This is a genomic window from Pseudomonas sp. SJZ074 (assembly GCF_007828215.1).
Lineage (GTDB): Bacteria > Pseudomonadota > Gammaproteobacteria > Pseudomonadales > Pseudomonadaceae > Aquipseudomonas.
Window position 1 is genome coordinate 1 of record NZ_VIUE01000042.1, and the last position, 16,848, is coordinate 16,848.

A 16,848-nucleotide genomic window follows, 5' to 3' on the forward strand; every position below is an offset into this window, starting at 1 on the left:
GAATGGGCATAAAAAATCCGATACCAGAGGACTGGTATCGGATTTTCTAGAAAGCCCGGCTTGGACTCAAATGCTTAAGTGAACAGCATTACGCCGAAGCGGGGTTTTCCTTAGCTCATCAAGCTGACAGCTCAACCAGCAACTTGTTCAGGCGACGCACATAGGCCGCCGGGTCCTTCAGGCTGTCGCCAGCCGCCAGGGCCGCCTGGTCGAACAGGATGTGCGACAGGTCGCCGAAGCGCTCTTCGCTCTGCTCGTTATCGAGTTTTTCCACCAGCGGGTGCGCCGGGTTGAACTCGAAAATCGGCTTGGAATCCGGGACTTTCTGGCCACTGGCTTCCAGGATCTGGCGCATTTGCAGGCCAAGGTCCTGTTCACCGATGGCGAGGATCGCCGGGGAGTCGGTCAGGCGGTGCGAGACACGCACTTCGCTGACGGCGTCGCCCAGGGCTGTCTTGATTCGCTCCACCAGGCCTTCCTTGCTCTTGGCGACTTCTTCGGCGGCTTTCTTGTCTTCTTCCGAATCCAGGTTGCCGAGGTCCAGGTCGCCACGGGCCACATCGACGAAGCTCTTGCCGTCGAACTCGTTGAGGTAGCTCATCAGCCACTCATCGATACGGTCGGTCAGCAACAGCACTTCGATGCCTTTCTTGCGGAAGACTTCCAGGTGCGGGCTGTTCTTGACCTGTGCATAAGTTTCACCGGTCAGGTAGTAGATCTTGTCCTGACCTTCCTTGGCGCGGGCCAGGTAATCGGCCAGGCCGACGATCTGCTCGCCATCGTCACCCTGGGTCGACGCAAAGCGCAGCAGGCCAGCGATCTTCTCCTTGTTGGCGAAGTCCTCGGCCGGACCTTCCTTCATCACCTGGCCGAAATTCTTCCAGAAGCTCTTGTACTGCTCAGGCTCGCTCTTCGCCAGTTTTTCCAGCATGTCCAGGACACGCTTGGTCAGCGCCGACTTCATGGAATCGATGATCGGATCTTTCTGCAGGATTTCCCGCGAAACGTTCAGCGACAAATCGTTGGAATCCACCACGCCCTTGATGAAGCGCAGGTACAGCGGCAGGAACGATTCGGCCTGGTCCATCACGAACACCCGCTGCACGTACAGCTTCAAGCCACGGGGTGCTTCACGCTGATACAGGTCGAACGGGGCGCGGGCCGGCACGTACAGCAGCGAGTTGTATTCCAGCTTGCCTTCGACCTTGTTATGGCTCCAGCTCAACGGGTTCTCATAATCGTGGGCGATGTGCTTGTAGAACTCCTGGTATTCCTCGTCCTTCACCTCGGTGCGTGGGCGAGTCCACAGGGCGCTGGCGCGGTTGACGGTTTCCCATTCCACTTCGGGCTTTTCTTCGCCTTCGGCGGCGCTGACTTGCTTCGGCAGCTCGATCGGCAACGCGATATGGTCGGAGTACTTCTTGATGATGTTGCGCAGACGCCAGCCATCGGCGAATTCGTCCTCGCCGGACTTCAGGTGCAGCACGATGCGGGTACCGCGATCAGCCTTGTCGATGGTGGCGACTTCAAACTCGCCCTCGCCCTTGGACGACCAGTGCACGCCTTCGCTCGCAGCGAGGCCGGCACGGCGGCTGAATACTTCGACCTGTTCGGCAACGATGAACGCGGAATAGAAGCCGACGCCGAACTGACCGATCAGGTGGGAATCCTTCTTCTGGTCGCCCGACAGGTTTTTCATGAAGTCGGCAGTGCCGGACTTGGCGATGGTGCCCAGGTGCGTGATCACCTCTTCGCGGCTCATGCCGATGCCGTTGTCTTCGAGGGTGACGGTCTTGGCGTCCTTGTCGAAACTCACACGGATCTTCAGTTCAGCGCCGCCTTCCAGCAATTCGGGCTTGGACAGGGCTTCGAAACGCAATTTGTCGACAGCATCGGAGGCGTTTGAAATCAGCTCGCGAAGGAAAATTTCCTTATTCGAATACAGCGAGTGAATCATCAGGTGCAGCAGTTGCTTCACCTCGGTCTGGAAGCCCAGGGTTTCCTTTTGAGTTTCCACGCTCATGGTCATCAAACTCCAAGTGGATGGTGGTGTCCGCCTCGCTGAGATGGCGGCGGGATGTCCTCAAGGTGGGGGCAGCGATGGGGATTTCAAGAGTGATCCGGCTTTGCAGGCTCCTGGATCTTGAAATGCGCCCGTGCGGTGGCGATCGGCTCGGCTTCCACGCCTTGCCAGGCAGTGATGGCAACGTTGGCCACTCGTCGCCCCTGACGCCAGACCTGGCACCGGGCATACGTGTCGCGAAATTGCCCGGCGCGCAGGTAATCCAGGGAGAAATCGATAATCTTCGGCACACCTGGCGTGCGGGTGGCAATCAACAGATGAACGGCCGCCGCCAACTCCATGAAGCCGGCAATGACGCCGCCATGGATCGCCGGCAGTAAAGGGTTACCAATGTTGTCCTTGTTGGCCGGCAGGCGAAAGATCAGGTCATCGCCCTGGCGTGTGCATTCGGCGCCGATGAGCTGGGCATAGGGAATCGCGGCCAGCAGCCGCGCAGGGTCGCCCTGCTCGCAGGCCTGGCGCAGGTATTCCCGGGTAATGTCGGTCATGGCGTGCTCCTGGCAGCCATCGAGCCACCTTTCGTCAGCCCCCTGGCATGCTGGCCCAGACGCATGAAAGTCCCCACCACATGGGCGATGGGTTGAGCAGGATCGTCCTGATAGGCGAAACCACGGGTGAAAATCACATCCGGCGTCACCCGATAGCACTGCGCGAAGCCATAGACATCCTTGTTCGGCTCGGCAGCGTGCATGTAGTCGATGCGCAGGTCCAGGGTCGGACAGACCTCGAACTCCGGCAACACGCAGAGGGTGGACATGCCGCAAGCCGTGTCCATCAATGACGTCAACGCCCCACCATGGAGGACGCCGGTAAGCGGGTTACCCACGATCCGGGGACTGAAAGGCAGCACCAGGGTCAATCCATCTTGGCTGGCGCTGTGCAACTCCAGGCCCAGCACCTGGCAATGTCTCAGCGCGGACAGAAAACGCGTCGCGCGCTCAAAAACGGGGGCTTCGGCCATGTGTGATGCTCTTGTCAGTAACGGGGCCTGATAACCAGACGCGACTCATAAAGTTCCATTGCACAGCAAAGTTATATATCTGTCGCAAAAGAGGAACTTAACCCGAGGTGGATTGCTCAAACGGCCAGTAGTTATTTCCATAAGGAGAAACACCGCATGCGTAAGACTTTAGCTATTGCCTTGATGTTGGCCGCCTCCCTCGGTCTCGCTGCCTGCGATAAGAAATCCGAGGACAAAGCTCAAGATGCCGCACAACACTCTGAGCAAGCTCAGGAAAAAATGAACGAAGCACAGGATAAAGTGAACGAAGCGGCGACACAAAACGCCGAAGCTGCCAAAGATAAGGCAGAAGCGGACAAAGCCGCCGCGCAGGAACAAGCCCCTGCTACCGCGCCTAAAACCAACTGATCCAGGTTCAGCGACAAAAGAAAACCCGCCTGGTGCGGGTTTTCTTTTACCTATGATTCAGCCGGGCATGGTGTCATACCGTGTCCTTGACGACTTCGGGAGCCGGTACTTCCGTCGGGGTATAGACCATGACGTCCAGTACATCGGAATGAAACTCGCGTTGATAGAGCACAAACACTACCCCGGCACTCATCAACATGAATAACCAGGGGCTGACAAACCACGCCAACATGGTCATGCCGAAATAATAAGAGCGCAGGCCAAAGTTGAACTGGTTGGCGGCCATCGAGATAACTCGCGCGGCCCGCAGCGCAAAGGCCTTGCGCTCCTGCTCCGAGACATGCCGCTCGCCGATCATCGGCGCCGAGCCCACCAGGACTGCGGCAAAGTTGTATTGGCGCATGCACCAACTGAACGTGAAGAACGCGTATACGAACACCAACGCCAGGCACAACAGCTTGACTTCGGCCAGGCCTTGGGAAGCCTGCTGCACCAGCGGCAGGTCCGCCAACAAGGACACCGCGCGATCGGACGCGCCGAGGACGGTCAGGATACCGGCCAGGATGATCAATGTGCTGGAGGCAAAGAATGACGCGTTACGCTCCAGGTTACCGATCACACTGGCATCGGCGATACGATTCTCGCGCAGCAGCATGCGGCGCATCCAGTCCTCGCGATACAAGTGCATCACGCTGGCAAGACAGGCCGTGTCTCGCGCCTTCCACGTGGCATAACGGGTGTAGCCGCCCCAGCAGATGATGAACCAGACAGCGGCCAGGAGATGGGTCAGGTTGGCTTGGATGAATGACATGCAATTCCTTGGGTGAAAAGAACATGGAGCGGCTTACAGCGTCCCTGTGGGAGCGGGCTTGCTCGCGAAGCGGTGTGTCAGGCAGCCTACCTGTCGCTGACACTCCGCATTCGCGAGCAAGCCCGCCCCCACAGATTCTGCGTGAACCTTTCAGGACACTGCTTCGACGTTAGCCCATGGCAAAAGACACTGCATCCAAAAAAAATGCCCCGTATCGATTGATACGGGGCATTTCAGTGTTTACCGATAAAGCTTAGGCCAGTGCTTCGCTGCGCTTGCCCAGCAGGCGATCACACACCACGGCCACGGCCAGGGTCATGACCGATGGCACCAGCCAGGCCAGCCCTTGCTCGCTCAGCGGCAGATGAGCCAACTGCGCCGGCATCCAGTCCGCCAGTCCCGCGCCCTTGAGCGCGTCGACCAGGCCAAACAGGAACGACACCAGCATCACCGGGCCGACGATGCGCCCCTGTTCATGCCAGAAGTCCTTGCAGAAGCTCAGGGCCACCAGGGCGATGCATGGCGGGTAGATTGCGGTCAGGACCGGGATCGAGAAGGCGATCAGTTTGGTCAGGCCGAGATTGGACACCAGCAACGAAAACGCGGCCAGGATCACCACCAGCGTCTTGTAGGACAGGGGCAGGACGCGACTGAAATATTCGGCACAGGCGCAGGTCAGGCCCACCGCGGTCACCAGACAGGCCAGGGAGATCAGCACGGCGAGGAAACCGCTGCCCAGGCTGCCGAAGGTGTGCTGCACGTAGGCATGCAGCACCGCAGCGCCATTGGTCGCGCCAAGTGCCACTTCGTGGCTGCCCGAGCCCAGGCGGAACAGGCTGATATAAACCAGCGCCAGGCCAACCCCGGCGATCAACCCGGCAATGATTGCATAGCGGGTGATCAAGGCCGGCGATTCGACGCCCCGGGAGCGGATCGCGTTGACGATGACAATGCCGAACACCAGGGCACCCAGGGTATCCATGGTCAGATATCCGTTGATGAAGCCCTGGGAGAACGGCGCCGCAACATACTCCGGCGTGGCCACGCCGATGCCGCCGGCGGGCAAGGCAAACGCAGCAATCCCCAGCACGGCCAGGGCGATGATCTTCAACGGCGCGAGGAAACGTCCAACGGTGTCCAGCAATCGGCCCGGGTAGAGCGAGATGAAGAACACCAGCAGGAAATACACGGCGCTATAGAGGAACAGCGCCAGCGGGCTTTCGCCGGTCAGCGGCGCCAGGCCGACTTCGAACGAGACGGTGGCGGTACGCGGCGTGGCGAACAGCGGGCCGACGGCCAGGTAGCAGACCGCCGCCAGCAGACCGCCGGCGAGCTTGCCGATGGGGCTGCTCAAGGCATCCATCGCCCCGCCGACTTTCGCCAGGGCGACCACGGTGATCACTGGCAGCCCGACCGCCGTGATCAGGAAGCCCAGCGCCGCCATCCAGACATGGGGCCCGGACTGCAAACCGACGATAGGTGGGAAGATGATGTTGCCGGCCCCGACGAACAGGGCAAATGTCATGAAACCAAGCGCCAGGATGTCCTGGCCTTTCAACACTTTCATTAAGGAAACCACACTACTGAATCGGAATTTAGAGAGGGATTTCCCATGGGTGAGGGAAATGCTGCCGATCCGTATGGGATCGACCCGTTTAGCGCGTCGCGTCCTTGTGGGCAGCGGTCGCAAAATGGCTGCCAGCCTAACCAATTCGAAGCACAAACGCACTGTTACGGGGCGAACTATCCGATACACGACATTTCCGTGTCGCGTTTACATATCTTTTTTTCCAACCATGCGTTTCCTCAGAAATGAGAAGGCTTTGTGGCAAGGGGATTTATCCCCTCGCCACAAGAAGTCCTACAACCACAAACATGGCGGCCAGAAACGACAAAGGCCACCCGAAGGTGGCCTTTGTGCTGGAGCGAATCAGTCAGCCGTAGCTTACTTCTTCATTTCCCAGCCAGTCAGCTCAGCCAAGGCCTTGCCGATGTCTGCCAGCGAACGCACGGTTTTCACGCCTGCGTCTTGCAGTGCAGCGAACTTCTCGTCTGCAGTACCTTTGCCGCCAGAGATGATTGCGCCAGCATGGCCCATGCGCTTGCCCGGAGGAGCAGTCACACCTGCGATGTAGGAAACAACCGGCTTGGTCACGTTGGCCTTGATGAAGGCAGCCGCTTCTTCTTCAGCCGAACCGCCGATCTCACCGATCATCACGATCGCTTCGGTCTTCGGGTCTTCCTGGAACAGCTTCAGGATGTCGATGAAGTTCGAGCCCGGGATCGGGTCACCGCCGATGCCGACGCAAGTCGACTGACCGAAACCGGCGTCAGTGGTCTGCTTCACGGCTTCGTAGGTCAGGGTGCCGGAACGGGAAACGATACCGACCTTGCCTGGCAAATGGATGTGACCTGGCATGATGCCGATCTTGCATTCGCCTGGGGTGATCACGCCTGGGCAGTTAGGGCCGATCAGGGTGATACCCAGCTCGTCGCACTTGACCTTGGCTTCCAGCATGTCAATGGTCGGGATGCCTTCGGTGATGCAGACGATCAGCTTGATGCCGCCGAACGCTGCTTCAAGGATGGAGTCCTTGCAGAACGGTGCTGGAACGTAGATCACGCTGGCGGTGGCGCCAGTAGCTGCAACAGCGTCCTTGACGGTGTTGAACACGGGCAGGCCCAGGTGCTCGGTGCCGCCCTTGCCTGGAGTTACGCCGCCCACCATCTTGGTGCCGTATTCGATGGCTTGCTGGGTGTGGAAACTACCTTGCGAACCGGTAATGCCCTGGCAGATAACCTTGGTGTCTTTGTTGATCAGGACGCTCATTATTTGCCCTCCGCAGCTTTAACGACTTGTTGAGCAGCGTCGGTCAGGCTGGTAGCAGCGATGATGTTCAAACCGCTTTCTGCCAGTACTTTAGCGCCCAGCTCAGCGTTGTTGCCTTCGAGGCGAACAACAACCGGGATTTTCACGCCAACTTCTTTCACGGCGCCGATGATGCCTTCGGCAATCATGTCGCAGCGAACGATGCCGCCGAAGATGTTGACCAATACTGCTGCGACGTTGGTGTCGGACAGGATGATCTTGAACGCTTCGGTAACGCGTTCCTTGGTAGCACCGCCACCTACGTCGAGGAAGTTGGCTGGCTTGCCGCCATGCAGGTTGACGATGTCCATGGTACCCATCGCCAGGCCGGCACCGTTGACCATGCAGCCGATGTTGCCTTCCAGGGCTACGTAGTTCAGTTCGAACTTGGCAGCGTGCGCTTCGCGCGGATCGTCTTGCGACGGATCGTGGAAAGTCTTCAGCTTAGGCTGACGGTACATGGCGTTGGCGTCGATGTTGATCTTGGCATCGAGGCAGTGCAGGTCGCCGTCGGCCTTGATCACCAGCGGGTTCACTTCCAGCAGTGCCAGATCGTGGTCCTGGAACAGCTTGGCCAGACCTACGAAGATCTTGGCGAATTGAGTGACCTGCTTGCCTTCCAGGCCCAGCTGGAATGCCAGTTCGCGACCCTGGAATGGCTGAGCGCCAACCAGTGGATCGATGGTGGCCTTGAGGATTTTCTCAGGGGTATCGTGAGCGATTTTCTCGATGTCCACGCCACCTTCGGTGGAGGCCATGAACACGATACGGCGGCTCGAACGGTCAACGACCGCGCCCAGGTACAGCTCTTTAGCGATATCAGTGCACGATTCAACCAGGATCTTGGTGACTGGCTGACCGTTGGCGTCAGTCTGGTAGGTCACCAGACGCTTGCCCAGCCACTGCTGTGCGAAGGCTTTGGCGTCTTCTTTGCTGCGAACCAGCTTGACGCCGCCCGCTTTACCGCGACCACCGGCGTGAACCTGGGCTTTGACAACCCATTCGCTGCCGCCGATTTTGTCGCAAGCTTCTGCTGCTGCTTCCGGGGTGTCTACCGCGTAGCCTGTGGATACTGGCAGGCCGTACTCAGCGAACAGCTGCTTACCCTGATACTCGTGAAGATTCATGCTTATTACCGTCTTCGTTAGGTACTGCGCATTCGGTGCTGCACCGTTTTCAGTGCCGCACCACCTGTGACTGCTGCTTGCGTAGCCTTCCGGTCAACCGGTAGAGCTACGCAAGACTGCGTCCAGCGGACATTCCGCGGTGAGTCTTGCGCGCAAGGCTCACGACGGGCCGAACCGCCGTGGTTTCTTATTATTTCTTAACGCTTCTTGCGGTTGGCCACGTGGATGGCGCCGCCATTTACGGCCAGGGCCGCTTCGTGCAAGGCTTCGGACAGGGTCGGATGGGAGAAGACCATCATGCCCAGGTCTTCAGCGCTGGTGCCGAATTCCATCGCGATCGCGCCTTGCTGTACCAGCTCGGCAGCGCTCGGGCCAATGACGTGAACGCCCAATACGCGATCCGTCTTGGCATCGGCGATGACTTTCACGAAACCGCCGGTATCGTTGGCTGCCATGGCACGGCCACTGGCGGCGAACGGGAAAGTGCCGACGTTAACCTCGACGCCTTCGGCTTTCAAGGCCTGCTCGGTTTTACCGACCCATGCAATTTCCGGGTGGGTGTAGATCACCGATGGGATCAGGTCGTAGTTCATCTGGGCCTTGTGGCCCTTGATGCGCTCGACGACCATGATGCCTTCTTCGGACGCCTTGTGGGCCAGCATCATGCCGCGAACCACGTCACCGATGGCGTAGACGCCTGGTACGTCGGTTGCGCAATGATCATCGACCGCGATGAAACCACGCTCGTCCAGGTTCACGCCGCAATCGGCAGCCAACAGGTCGGTGGTCACCGGGCGACGGCCGACCGCAACGATCAGCTTGTCGAAGGTGATGGTCTGTTCGCCGTTGGCGTCGGTGTAGCTGACCACGACTTCTTCGCCGTTGACCTTGGAACCGGTCACACGAGCGCCTAGCTTGATGTCCAGGCCTTGCTTGGTGAGGGTCTTGAACGCTTCTTTGGAAACCGCGGCGTCAGCCGCTACCAGGAAGGTTTCGAGGGCTTCGAGCACGGTCACTTGCGCACCCAGGCGCGACCATACCGAACCCAGCTCCAGGCCGATCACGCCGGCGCCGATCACGCCCAGGCGTTTTGGTACGCTCTGGAATTCCAGGGCGCCAGTGGAATCGACGATCACGTTCTGGTCGACCGGAGCCGGCGGAATGTCGATCGGACGCGAGCCTGGCGCCAGGATGACGTTCTCGGCTTCGATCACTTCAACCGAACCGTCCGGCTTGGTCACTTCGACTTTCTTGCCCAGCAGCAGCTTGCCGTGGCCCTGGATCGAGGTCACGCCGTTGGCCTTGAACAGAGTGGCAACACCGCTGGTCAGGTTCTTGACGATACCCGCCTTGCGACCAACCATCGTTGCGACGTCCATTTTGACTTCGCCGGTGGAGATGCCGTGAACGTTGAAGCTTTCTTTCGCTTCCTTGTATTTCCAGGAGCTGTCCAGCAGCGCCTTGGATGGAATGCAACCGACGTTCAGGCAGGTACCGCCGAGGGCCAGCTTGCCCTCGCCATCGGTGTATTTCTCGATGCAGGCAGTGGTAAGGCCCAGTTGCGCAGCCTTGATGGCCGCTACGTAGCCACCAGGGCCCGCACCAATCACTACCACGTCGAATTTCTGAGTCATAAAAAAGGTTCCCTTTTAGCTGCAAGCTACAAGCTGCAAGCTACAAGCTACAACCTCGCCCGCGGTGGGCTTGAGGCTGGTCGCTTGCAGCTTGCAGCTGCTTTTTAAATATCCAGGAGCAGGCGAGCCGGATCTTCAAGCAGGTTCTTGATGGTCACCAGGAACGTCACGGCTTCTTTACCGTCGATCAGACGGTGATCGTAGGACAGTGCCAGGTACATCATCGGACGAATCACGACTTGACCGTTGATTGCCATCGGACGCTGGATGATGTTGTGCATCCCCAGGATCGCCGCTTGTGGCGGGTTGACGATCGGAGTCGACATCATCGAACCGAATGTACCACCGTTGGTGATGGTGAACGTACCGCCGGTCATCTCTTCGATGGACAGCTTGCCGTCACGGGCCTTCTTGCCGAAGGTGGCGATGCCGCCTTCGATTTCGGCCAGGCTCATCAGCTCGGCGTTACGCAGGACCGGAACCACCAGACCACGATCGCTGGAAACAGCCACACCGATGTCGGCATAACCGTGGTAGACGATGTCGGAACCGTCGATCGACGCATTGACGGCCGGGAAGCGTTTCAGCGCTTCGGTGGCAGCCTTGACGAAGAACGACATGAAGCCCAGGCGTACGCCGTTGTGGCTCTTCTCGAACAGGTCCTTGTACTTCGAACGCAGTGCCATGACTTCGGTCATGTCGACTTCGTTGAAGGTGGTCAGCATCGCCATGTTCGACTGGGCTTCGACCAGACGCTCGGCTACTTTGGCACGCAGGCGGGTCATCGGAACGCGTTTTTCAACGCGATCACCGGCAGCGAACACCGGAGCGGCGGCAGCTGGCGCGGCAGGCTTGGACGGAGCAGCGGCTGGAGCGGCTTTCTTGGCGGCCACAGCGGCAACCACGTCTTCCTTGGTCACACGACCACCCTTGCCGGTGCCGGCAACGGAAGCGATGTTGATGCCGTTCTCTTCAGCGATCTTGCGGGCAGCAGGCGCAGCAACCGGATCGTCTTCGCCATCGGTAGCTGGAGCAGCAGCCTGTGCAGCAGCAGGAGCAGCCGCGGCGGCAGGAGCAGCGGCAGCAGCGCCGCCTTCAACGATCGAGCCCAGCACTTCGTCGGACAGGACGGTATCGCCTTCGTTCTTGACGATGGCGCCCAGCACGCCGTCGGCGGTCGCCAGGACTTCCAGCACGACCTTGTCGGTCTCGATGTCGACGATCAGTTCGTCACGCTTGACCGCCTCGCCCGGTTGCTTGTGCCAGGTGGCAACGGTGCCATCGGCAACCGATTCCGGGAAAGTGGGGGCTTTGATCTCGATAGCCATTATCTTGGGTTCCTTAAATTCGGTTTCAGGTGCGCGAAGGCGTTAAACGGTAAAGGCATCTTGCAGCAGTTGTTCCTGCTGCTCGGCGTGCATCGACGCGTAACCACATGCAGGTGCAGCAGAAGCCTCACGGCCCGCGTATTCGAGTACGAGCGACTTGTTGAGGTTGCTGATGCTGCGACGCAGGTGGTGTTGGCTGCAGTACCACGCGCCCTGGTTCATCGGCTCTTCCTGACACCAGACAGCCGCTTTGGCATTGGTGTAAGGCGCCAGGACTTCCTTCAAGTCGTCCTCAGGGAATGGGTACAGCTGCTCGATACGCACGATGGCGATATCTTCACGGCCTTCGGCACGGCGTTTTTCCAGCAGGTCGTAGTAGACCTTGCCGCTGCACAGAACAATGCGCTCGACCTTTTTCGGGTCCAGGGCATCGATTTCCGGGATAACGGTCTGGAACGAACCGTCGGCCAGGTCTTCGAGCGTCGAAACGGCCAGCTTGTGGCGCAGCAACGACTTCGGCGTCAGCACGACCAGAGGCTTGCGCAGCGGACGAATCACCTGGCGGCGCAGCAAGTGGTAGATCTGTGCCGGGGTAGTAGGCATGCACACCTGGATGTTGTGCTCGGCGCACAGTTGCAGGTAGCGCTCAAGACGTGCCGAGGAGTGTTCGGGGCCTTGGCCTTCGTAGCCGTGCGGCAGCAACATGGTCAGGCCGCAGAGACGACCCCACTTGTGCTCGCCACTGGTGATGAACTGGTCGATGACTACCTGCGCACCGTTGGCGAAGTCACCGAACTGGGCTTCCCAGATCACCAGCGCGTTCGGCGTGGTGGTCGAGTAACCGTATTCGAATGCCAGTACGGCTTCTTCCGACAGGAAGGAGTCGTACAGATCGAACAGCGGCTGGCCCTTGTACAGGTTCTTCAGCGGGATGTAGGTGCTGGCGTCTTTCTGGTTGTGCAGGACGGCATGACGGTGCGAGAACGTACCGCGGCCGATGTCCTGGCCGGTCATGCGGATCGGGTGACCTTCGAACGCCAGAGTCGCGTATGCCATGGTTTCGGCATAACCCCAGTTGATCGGCAGGCCGCCGGCTTGCATCTTCTGACGGTCTTCGTAGATCTTCGCAACCTGGCGCTGAACCACGAAGCCTTCCGGGATTTCCAGCAGCTTGGCGGACAACTCCTGCAAGGTCTTGAGGTCGAAGCGCGTGTCGTGACGTGCAGTCCAGGCGTGACCCAGGTATGGGCGCCAGTCCACGAACAGCTCTTTGTTCGGTTCCTTGACCAGGCTTTTCACCACGTGCAGACCGTCGTCCAGCGCATTGCGGTACTCATCGACCTTGGCCTGGACGCGCTCGGCATCCAGTACGCCTCCCTGGATCAAGCGATCGGCATACAGCTCGCGGGTGGTGCGCTGCTTGGTGATCTGCTGGTACATCAGCGGCTGGGTGCCGCTTGGCTCGTCCGCTTCGTTGTGGCCGCGACGACGGTAGCAGACCAGGTCGATCACCACGTCACGCTTGAACTGCATGCGGTAGTCGATGGCCAGCTGGGTCACGAACAGCACGGCTTCCGGATCATCACCATTCACATGGAGGATCGGCGCCTGGATCATTTTCGCGACGTCGGTGGCGTACTCGGTGGAACGCGAGTCCAGCGGGTTGCTGATGGTGAAGCCGACCTGGTTGTTGATGACGATGTGCACCGTACCGCCGGTCTTGAAACCGCGGGTCTGGGACATCTGGAAGGTTTCCATGACCACGCCCTGACCGGCGAACGCCGCGTCACCGTGGATGGAGATCGGCAGTACCTTCTCGCCGGTAGGGTCGTTGCGACGATCCTGACGGGCGCGAACCGAACCTTCGACCACCGGGGAAACGATCTCCAGGTGGGACGGGTTGAACGCCATCGCCAGGTGGACTTCGCCACCGGTGGTCATGACGTTGGACGAGAAGCCCTGGTGGTATTTCACGTCACCGGAACCCAGCTCGACCTTCTTCTTGCCTTCGAACTCGTCGAACAGCTCGCGCGGGTTCTTGCCGAAGGTGTTGACCAGCACGTTGAGACGGCCACGGTGGGCCATGCCGATGACCACTTCCTTGGTGCCGTACGAACCGGAACGCTGGATCAGCTCGTCCAGCATCGGAATCAGGCTCTCGCCGCCTTCCAGGCCGAAACGCTTGGTGCCCGGGTACTTGGTGCCCAGGTACTTCTCCAGGCCTTCACCGGCAGTCACGCGCTCAAGCAGGTGGCTTTTAATGTCGGCGGAGTACGTCGGACGGCCACGAACGCTTTCCAGACGCTGCTGGAACCACTGGCGTTGCTCGGAATCGGTGATGTGCGTGAACTCAGCGCCAATGGTGCGGCAATATGTCTGCTGCAACGCTTCGTGAATTTCACGTAGGCTCGCTTCCTCTTTGCCGATGAACAGGTCGCCGGCACGGAAGGTCGTATCAAGATCGGCATTGGTCAAGCCGTAGTGAGTGATCGACAGGTCTGCAGGTGCAGGACGCTGCCACAGCCCCAGCGGGTCCAGCTGGGCTGCCTGGTGGCCTCGCATCCTGTAGGCCTGGATCAGTCGCAGTACTTCAACTTGCTTCTTCTCGTGTTCGCTGCTCACGCTGCCGGCGGAGACCGGTTGAGCGCGGCGCTGGTTCTTTGCCAGCAGCACGAAATGATCGCGAATCGTCGAGTGCGAAACATCGGTGGCAGAGTTACCGTCAGCCGGCAACTTCTGAAAATAGGTGCGCCATTCTTCTGGCACAGCGTTAGGGTCGTGCAGGTAGAGCTCGTAGAGCTCTTCCACATAGGCAGCGTTACCACCGGAGAGGTGGGCACTGTTCCACATGCGCTGCATCACGCTTTCTTGCATGCTTGGTCACCCTCGATTAGGGGAACACCATCGGCGAAAACACCGAGCAAACTTGCAGAAGTCCGAGTGCAGCGACTAAAACAAGCCACTTAGGATCACGCTGATAGTCCGGGTACCAGCCCGGATGCCCCTGCTTGTCTCATTTCTTCAAAATAAGAACCGCCGCTTTGTGAGCGGCTGTTCTGGTTATGCTACGACGCGGGTTGAAGCCCGCGCCTTAGCCTCTACGGGTACAGCGGTTCTACGGGTACAGCAGCTGAATCACACGCCGTTTTGCAGCAGCATGTTACGTACGTGACCGATGGCCTTAGTCGGGTTCAGGCCTTTCGGGCAGACGTTGACGCAGTTCATGATCCCGCGGCAGCGGAATACGCTGAACGGGTCATCCAGTGCGGCCAGACGCTCGGACGTCTTGGTGTCACGGCTGTCTGCCAGGAAGCGGTACGCTTGCAGCAGGGCGGCCGGGCCCAGGAACTTGTCCGGGTTCCACCAGAAGGATGGGCACGAGGTCGAGCAGCAAGCGCACAGGATGCACTCGTACAGACCGTCGAGCTTCTCACGCTCTTCCGGGGACTGCAGACGCTCGATGGCCGGAGCCGGCGTGTCGTTCTGCAGGAATGGCTTCACCTTCTCGTATTGCTTGTAGAAGATGCTCATATCGACGACCAGGTCACGGATAACCGGCAAACCTGGCAGTGGACGAACGATCAGCTTGTTGCCTTTTACAACGGCCGACAGTGGCGTGATGCAGGCCAGGCCGTTCTTGCCGTTGATGTTCATGCCGTCGGAGCCGCAAACGCCCTCGCGGCAGGAGCGACGATAGGAGAAACCTTCGTCCTGCTCCTTGATCAGGGCCAGCACGTCCAGCACCATCAGGTCCTTACCACCGGTATCGACCTGGAAATCCTGCATGAACGGCGCAGCGTCCTGATCAGGGTTGTAGCGATAAACACTGACTTGCAACATGGCGGTCACCCTTAATAAGTCCGGACTTTAGGTTCGAAAGTCGGAACAGTCTTCGGCGAGAAGTTCACGGCACGCTTGGCGACGCGTTTTTCACCCGGGAAGTACAAGGTGTGGCACAGCCAGTTTTCGTCGTCACGGTCTTCATAGTCTTCGCGGGCGTGAGCACCACGGGACTCTTTGCGCACTTCTGCGGCGATGGCGGTGGCTTCGGCCACTTCCAGCAGGTTCTGCAGTTCCAGCGCTTCGATACGGGCAGTGTTGAACGCCTGTGACTTATCGTTGATCTTCACATTGGCAATTCGTTCACGCAGTTCTGCCAGCTGGGCAATACCCTTCTGCATGTATTCGCCGGTACGGAATACACCGAAGTAGTTCTGCATGCAGCTTTGCAGCTCGCGACGCAGGGTGGCCACGTCTTCGCCATCGGTACGGTTGTTCAGGGCGTTCAGGCGCGACAGGGCCGCATTGATATCGGCTTCGGTAGCGTCGTCGTACTCGATACCGTCGGTCAGCGCCTTTTCCAGGTGCAGGCCGGCAGCGCGGCCGAAGACCACCAGGTCGAGCAGCGAGTTGCCGCCCAGGCGGTTGGCACCGTGAACCGATACGCACGCCACTTCACCCACTGCGAACAGGCCAGGGATGATTTCGTCCACGCCTTCGGCGTTCTGGGTGATCGCCTGACCATGAATGTTGGTGGCAACGCCGCCCATCATATAGTGGCAGGTTGGAACCACTGGAACCGGAGCAACGACCGGGTCGACGTGGGCGAAGGTCTTCGACAGTTCGCAGATGCCTGGCAGACGGCTGTGCAACACTTCCTCGCCCAGGTGGTCGAGTTTGAGCATCACGTGGTCGCCATTCGGGCCACAGCCGTTACCGGCGATGATTTCCTTGACCATCGAACGCGCCACCACGTCACGACCGGCAAGGTCCTTGGCGTTCGGAGCATAACGCTCCATGAAACGCTCGCCGTGCTTGTTGATCAGGTAACCGCCTTCACCGCGGCAACCTTCGGTGACCAATACACCGGCGCCGGCGATGCCGGTCGGATGGAACTGCCACATTTCAATGTCTTGTACCGGCACGCCAGCACGCAGGGCCATGCCGACACCGTCACCGGTGTTGATCAGGGCGTTGGTGGTGGACGCATAGATACGGCCTGCGCCGCCGGTCGCCAGTACGGTGGCTTTCGAGCGGATGTAGGTGGTTTCGCCGGTTTCGATGCAGATCGCGATCACACCGACGAAGGCGCCGTCCTGGTTCTTCACCAGGTCTACGGCATAGTACTCGTTCAGGAACGTGGTACCGGCTTTCAGGTTGCCCTGGTACAGAGTGTGCAGCAGCGCGTGACCAGTACGGTCCGATGCCGCGCAGGTACGTGCAGCCTGCCCGCCCTTGCCGTAGTCCTTGGACTGGCCGCCGAATGGACGCTGGTAGATCCGGCCGGTTTCGGTACGGGAGAACGGCAGGCCCATGTGGTCCAGTTCGAACACCGCGGCCGGGCCTTCCTGACACATATACTCGATAGCGTCCTGGTCACCGATGTAGTCGGAACCCTTGACGGTATCGTACATGTGCCAGCGCCAGTCATCGTTCGGGTCGGCCGAAGCGATGGCGCAGGTGATGCCGCCCTGGGCGGAAACAGTGTGCGAACGGGTCGGGAAGACCTTGGTGATCACGGCAGTCTTGTGACCGCCCTGGGCCAGTTGCAGCGCTGCGCGCATGCCGGCACCGCCGCCGCCAATGATGATGGCGTCGAAAGAAATCGTTGGAATGTTAGCCATGGA

13 protein-coding genes are annotated in these 16,848 nt (G+C 59.5%); 1 reads left to right on the top strand and 12 read right to left on the bottom strand.

Translation table 11 applies throughout. From position 1 onward, the window contains the following. Positions 1-118 precede the first annotated feature (118 nt). From htpG to FBX99_RS26985, 3 genes are all read right to left on the bottom strand, one after another. The gene (htpG, locus tag FBX99_RS26975; RefSeq protein WP_144929586.1) at positions 119-2,023 is read right to left on the bottom strand and encodes a molecular chaperone HtpG; all 1,905 of its coding nucleotides are present in this window, start codon (positions 2,021-2,023) and stop codon (positions 119-121) included. 86 nt (positions 2,024-2,109) lie between these two features. After that, positions 2,110-2,571 carry a PaaI family thioesterase gene (locus tag FBX99_RS26980; protein WP_144929587.1) on the bottom strand — a complete coding sequence of 154 codons (462 nt, stop codon included), beginning with the start codon at positions 2,569-2,571 and terminating at the stop codon, positions 2,110-2,112. Then, positions 2,568-3,044 (bottom strand): PaaI family thioesterase, encoded by a 477-nt coding sequence (locus FBX99_RS26985; protein ID WP_144929588.1) that lies wholly within the window; start codon positions 3,042-3,044, stop codon positions 2,568-2,570. The genes FBX99_RS26980 and FBX99_RS26985 overlap by 4 nt, the downstream gene beginning before the upstream one ends. Before the next feature lie 156 nt (positions 3,045-3,200). Here FBX99_RS26985 and FBX99_RS26990 point away from each other — a divergent pair, with 156 nt between their 5' ends. After that, positions 3,201-3,452: a hypothetical protein gene (locus FBX99_RS26990; RefSeq protein ID WP_144929589.1), complete on the top strand. Its 252-nt coding sequence runs from the start codon at positions 3,201-3,203 to the stop codon at positions 3,450-3,452. 73 nt (positions 3,453-3,525) lie between these two features. Here FBX99_RS26990 and FBX99_RS26995 read toward each other — a convergent pair whose 3' ends face one another. The 9 genes from FBX99_RS26995 to sdhA form a co-directional block, all read right to left on the bottom strand. Continuing rightward, complete coding sequence (locus FBX99_RS26995; protein ID WP_055127355.1) at positions 3,526-4,263, bottom strand: DUF599 domain-containing protein; 738 nt, start codon at positions 4,261-4,263, stop codon at positions 3,526-3,528. A gap of 253 nt (positions 4,264-4,516) precedes the next feature. After that, a complete protein-coding gene (gene brnQ / locus FBX99_RS27000) occupies positions 4,517-5,830 on the bottom strand; it encodes a branched-chain amino acid transport system II carrier protein (RefSeq protein WP_145133519.1) in 1,314 nt (437 codons plus the stop codon). A gap of 378 nt (positions 5,831-6,208) precedes the next feature. Then, entirely contained in the window at positions 6,209-7,093 is an 885-nt protein-coding gene (gene sucD / locus FBX99_RS27005; RefSeq protein WP_047698970.1) for a succinate--CoA ligase subunit alpha, read from the bottom strand. Beyond that, positions 7,093-8,259 (bottom strand): ADP-forming succinate--CoA ligase subunit beta, encoded by a 1,167-nt coding sequence (gene sucC / locus FBX99_RS27010; protein WP_003179235.1) that lies wholly within the window; start codon positions 8,257-8,259, stop codon positions 7,093-7,095. Before sucC ends, sucD begins: the two co-directional genes overlap by 1 nt. 197 nt (positions 8,260-8,456) lie before the next feature. Continuing rightward, positions 8,457-9,893: a dihydrolipoyl dehydrogenase gene (gene lpdA / locus FBX99_RS27015; protein WP_144929592.1), complete on the bottom strand. Its 1,437-nt coding sequence runs from the start codon at positions 9,891-9,893 to the stop codon at positions 8,457-8,459. Positions 9,894-9,997: 104 nt separating this feature from the next. Continuing rightward, complete coding sequence (gene odhB, locus FBX99_RS27020) at positions 9,998-11,221, bottom strand: 2-oxoglutarate dehydrogenase complex dihydrolipoyllysine-residue succinyltransferase (protein ID WP_145133521.1); 1,224 nt, start codon at positions 11,219-11,221, stop codon at positions 9,998-10,000. Positions 11,222-11,263: 42 nt separating this feature from the next. Beyond that, the gene (locus tag FBX99_RS27025; RefSeq protein ID WP_144929594.1) at positions 11,264-14,095 is read right to left on the bottom strand and encodes a 2-oxoglutarate dehydrogenase E1 component; all 2,832 of its coding nucleotides are present in this window, start codon (positions 14,093-14,095) and stop codon (positions 11,264-11,266) included. Positions 14,096-14,356: 261 nt separating this feature from the next. Then, entirely contained in the window at positions 14,357-15,061 is a 705-nt protein-coding gene (locus FBX99_RS27030) for a succinate dehydrogenase iron-sulfur subunit (protein ID WP_039594133.1), read from the bottom strand. Between the two features lie 11 nt (positions 15,062-15,072). Further along, entirely contained in the window at positions 15,073-16,845 is a 1,773-nt protein-coding gene (sdhA, locus tag FBX99_RS27035) for a succinate dehydrogenase flavoprotein subunit (RefSeq protein ID WP_047698962.1), read from the bottom strand. Positions 16,846-16,848 lie beyond the last annotated feature (3 nt).